This is a genomic window from uncultured Leptotrichia sp., from assembly GCF_938036635.1.
Classification (GTDB): Bacteria; Fusobacteriota; Fusobacteriia; order Fusobacteriales; family Leptotrichiaceae; genus Leptotrichia; species Leptotrichia hongkongensis.
Window position 1 is genome coordinate 1 of record NZ_CALHQO010000457.1, and the last position, 2,584, is coordinate 2,584.

At 27.8% G+C, this 2,584-nt stretch carries 1 protein-coding gene; it reads right to left on the reverse strand.

Annotated features, from left to right (window positions below; translation table 11 throughout):
• Positions 1–191 precede the first annotated feature (191 nt).
• Positions 192–2,333 carry a M13 family metallopeptidase gene (locus Q0370_RS09005; protein WP_299574869.1) on the reverse strand — a complete coding sequence of 714 codons (2,142 nt, stop codon included), beginning with the start codon at positions 2,331–2,333 and terminating at the stop codon, positions 192–194.
• Between the last annotated feature and the right edge of the window lie 251 nt (positions 2,334–2,584).

Below are 2,584 nucleotides of genomic sequence, written 5' to 3' on the forward strand. Positions count from 1 at the left end.
CGCATATTGCAATAAAATTGACATTTAATGAAAATAGTGTATAATTAAATTAGATAGATTTTCTTCTTTTGAAAAAGTAAGTTGCCAAAATAAATGGCGGCTTTTTTATTGGGGAAAATATGGGGAAAATAGAGCATAAAAAAACTATCTCGATATAGTCAAGATAATTTTTGTTTTGTTATTTAATCATTTTACCAGATTTTTATTCTATCTTCTGGAGCTTTATACATTTTATCTCCTGGTTTTGTTTCAAATACTTTATGGAAAGCATCCACATTTTCTAAAGTCCCATTTACACGGAAAATATTTGGCGAATGTGAATCAGTTTTTGCTAGATTTTTTGAATATTCTAGTGTCGATTTTTGTCTCCACATTCTTGCAAAACTTAAAAAGAATAATTTATTTACAGTGTCTGAATAAGCTTTTGTAGAATTTGGATGATCTTTAAGGTATAATTGGAATGCATCATAAGCAAGGTTTAATCCTCCTAAATCTGCAATATTTTCTGTTAATGTATATTTTCCATTAACATATACTCCATCTCCAACTGTATATTTTGAAAATTGATTTTCCAGTTTTTTCGTAGCCATATCAAACTTCATTTTATCTTCAGTCGTCCACCAGTTTTTTATATTTCCGTCTCCATCATATTCTGCTCCTGATACGTCAAATGCATGTGTAAGTTCATGTCCAATAATTGATCCTATTGCTCCAAAATTGCTGGCCATTTCTAATCTGCTGTAATCATAAAATGGATATTGTAATATTCCTGCTGGAAATACTATTTCATTACTTGTTGGCGAATAATAAGCATTTATTGTTTGCGGAGACATATGCCATTCCGTTTTATCTACTGGTTTACCAACTTTAGTCATTTCTTCATTATATCCCCATTCACTAATTTTTTTCATTTGGTCATACAAAGAATCCTCGCTTGAGATTGTCATTTTACTATAATCTTTCCATTTGTCAGGATATCCGATTTTGACAGTAACTTTCGATAATTTTTCAAGCGCTTTTTTCTTAGTTGCTGCACTCATCCAATCTAGTTTTTCAATTCTATTTTTCATAGCTTTTTTAATATATTCAACCATTTGCTGAGTATTTTTCTTAGCTTCTGGAGAGAAATTTCTCTGAATATAAATTTTACCAATTATTTCTTCTAAAGTTTCATTTGTAAAGTTTAATGCCCTTTTTTCAAGTATTTCTCTTTCCTTTTGTCCATTTAAATATTTACCAAAAAATTCAAAACTTCTCAAACTAATTGCATCATTTAAAAGTCCAGCTGAAGAACTAATTAAATTATATTTCATGTAATCCTTAATTACGTTAATATTTTCATTATTTACAAATTTATCCAAATTTTTAAAATAATTTAGTTCTGTTATTATTACTTTATCAGTTTTTACATTAAGCTGTTTCAAATATTGTGCTAAATCTACATTTTTAGATAAAGTAGCTAAATCAGTCACTTTTAAAGGATTATTGTATTTTTTTACGTCATGACGTTCTTCATTTGTCATCAAGGTTCCTGCTATTTCTTTTTCAAAAGCAACTATTTTTTTTGCTTTTTCAAGAGTATTGCTTTCTCCTAAATATTTTAACATATCACTAACATATTTAGTATATTCTTCCAATACTGCTTTATTCTCTTTAGTATCTTTTTGATAATAATCTCTTGACAACCCTAGTCCAGCACTTCCTAAATAAATTGCATTATTTTTAGAGTCATTAAGGTCTGTTCCTACTCCCCAGCCATAAAATTCAGAGCCTCCAAATTTTGTAACTTCTACATTGTATTTCTTCAAATCTTCAATATTTTGTATTGCATTTATCTTTTCTAAATCTTTTTTAATAGGTGCTAATCCTTCCTCGTTTCTTTTTTTCATATTAGAGAAACTGTCATAAAGTGTTACAACCTTTTTTTCATCGGGAGTTAATGATGTTTTATTTTTTAGCTCCTTTATTAAATTACGTAAAAAATCTTGATTTTTTTCATTAAGTTCATAAAAAGATCCCCAAGCTGGCTTTGTTGAAGGTATTTTTGTTTTTTTCTCCCAATTTTCATTTACATAACTATAAAAATCATCCTGTGCTCTAACATTCGTGCTGAGTTCATCAAATAATGCCCTATCATTTTCCTTCAAAAGCTTTGCCTGCTGCTTTTCATAAAAATCCCAAAATCCTGCTTGTTTTTGTGCAGGTTGTGCTGCCGGTTTAGTATTTTGAATTATTTTTTCCGATATTCCTCTAGTATCAGCACTTTGTTCATTCTCTGCATAAATTAAATTAACACTTGCTAAAAATAGCGAAACTGTAAGTAACTTTTTCATTTTTCTTCATTTCTTTATAAAAAGAAAATTTCTCCTTTCATTTTCGTATACACTAAAATTATCTTAAAATCGAACTCCAAAATTATGACTTTTTCTCTTAAACCTAAGTTATCAGTTCGATCTTTAAAAGGTCTAAGTATATTTCTAAATTTTTGAAAATGTCACGTACTATTATACATTTTTCTCATATTTATTTCAACAAATTTATATAAAAAAATCAATATTTTTTATTTTTTTAAATATAATTTTAT